Here is a 1,516-nt window from a genome sequence, read left to right on the forward strand (position 1 = left end):
GCGTTTACAAAACGTTTTTCTGTCATTGACCGATAGGTCGATTCAAGCACCCAGCCCAAAAAAGCACTAAAACTAAAGTAAAGGAAATAGCGCAGCAGTTCTTCCGGTAATGCTTCATGCATGAACGTGTTCCCCTTATCTTGATTGCTTAGAACAGGTTATTGCTGTATATTCATGATACTTAATTTTTCTTGTAACGGCAATTGTCGACCCTGCAACGGTCGAACCTAAGGAATAACTATGGCAGAAAAAGCAGCCTTTGTGGCAGTGGTGGGCCGGCCTTCGGCGGGAAAGTCTACCCTTATCAACACCCTCTGCGGGCAAAAGGTGTCTATTGTTAGCTCCGTTCCCCAGACGACTCGAAACATGATTCGGGGTATTGTGAACCGAGAAATGGGCCAGCTTGTCTTTGTGGATACCCCGGGACGGCATATATCGGAAAAAAAACTGAACCGGAAACTCGTGGAATTGGCTGACCGGGCGCTGGAAGAATCGGAGCTTGTGCTGTACCTCATAGATGCGTCCCGGCCCATGGGAGCGGAAGAAGAAGAACTCGCCCGTGCCGTCCAGTACAGCAGGGCGTACCCAGACAGGACCGTAATAGCTATAAATAAAGTTGATGACAAGCGCGCTGACCCAGCAACTGTTCATACCTTTCTGAAAGAAAAACTGCCTGGCATCCCGGAGGAGCGCCGACGGGAAATCTCTGCGAAAAACGGTACCGGTGTGCAGGAGCTATTACAGTTCCTCTTTGCACTGGCCCCCGAAGGTCCCCGGCTGTATCCTGAAGACACTTACACAGACCAGGATGTCCAGTTCAGAATCGCAGAGATTATCCGCGAAAAGGCAATAAATAACCTGCGGGAAGAGCTCCCTCATTCTATTTATGTGGATGTGGCGGATACAGAACTACGGAATGACGGCCAGCGGCTTTGGGTCCGGGCCTTTATCCTCGTGGAACGGGAGTCTCAAAAAGGAATTGTGGTTGGTAAGGGTGGTGAGATGATTAAAACCATCAGGCAAAGTGCCCAAAAGGAGCTGAACCGCATCTTTGACTGGAAGGTAGAACTGGACCTTCGGGTCAAGGTTGCCTCGGATTGGCGACAGAACGATGCGGTTCTGCGACGCCTTATCGAGCGGTCATAAGAAAGCGATCGATGCGTCCCAGGAGGTCCTGGTAGCTTTCGATACAATCCAGGTCCGTACAGCTTGTACGGATGCTTTCCGGGGCCCGGAAGAGGCAGCCCTCGTCGGCTTCCCGTATCATAGCCAGGTCGTTAAAAGAGTCTCCGGCCGCAAAGACGTCCATGTTGATAGATTTAAGGGCCCGCACGGCGTGCATTTTGCCATCCCTTTGCCTGAGCCGGTAGTCTGTTACGGTGCCGTCCTCTGCAATGACCAGGTTGTTGCAGAATAGGGTGGGGTAGTCTAGCTTAGCCATAAGGGGCCGGGCAAATTCTTCGAAGGTGTCCGAGAGAATAATCACCTGGGTTTTTGAACGGAGCCGATGCAAAAA

2 protein-coding genes are annotated in these 1,516 nt (G+C 51.3%); one reads left to right on the forward strand and one right to left on the reverse strand.

Annotation, left to right across the window (positions count from 1 at the left end; translation table 11 throughout):
* The first annotated feature begins 240 nt into the window (after nucleotides 1–240).
* Entirely contained in the window at nucleotides 241–1,146 is a 906-nt protein-coding gene (gene era / locus Q7P68_RS13975) for a GTPase Era (protein WP_304226698.1), read from the forward strand.
* Here era and thrH read toward each other — a convergent pair.
* On the reverse strand, nucleotides 1,130–1,516 hold a 387-nt coding region (thrH, locus tag Q7P68_RS13980), incomplete at its 5' end, for a bifunctional phosphoserine phosphatase/homoserine phosphotransferase ThrH (RefSeq protein WP_304226700.1). The genes era and thrH overlap by 17 nt on opposite strands.

Source organism: Gracilinema caldarium, assembly GCF_029265695.1.
In the GTDB taxonomy this organism is placed as follows: domain Bacteria; phylum Spirochaetota; class Spirochaetia; order Treponematales; family Breznakiellaceae; genus Gracilinema; species Gracilinema caldarium_A.